Genomic DNA, 235 nt, shown 5'->3' on the forward strand with positions numbered 1-235 from the left:
AACTTAAACTCACACTTTTTTCAAACCAGCTTTCACTTCTTTTTTACTTAACAAACTTCACACACATCTCACACTAACTTACTCGCACACTTTTTTTCAAACCAGCTCCGACTTCTGGTTTGTTTACTAAACTTCACACACATCACACACTAACTTACACACACTTTTTTCAAACCAGCTCTCACTCTGATTTGTTTACCAAACTCATACACACTTCACACTAATTTATTCGCAC

Origin of the sequence: Turicibacter sp. GALT-G1 (genome assembly GCF_025594995.1) — a bacterium.
In the GTDB taxonomy this organism is placed as follows: Bacteria; Bacillota_I; Bacilli_A; order MOL361; family Turicibacteraceae; genus Turicibacter; species Turicibacter bilis.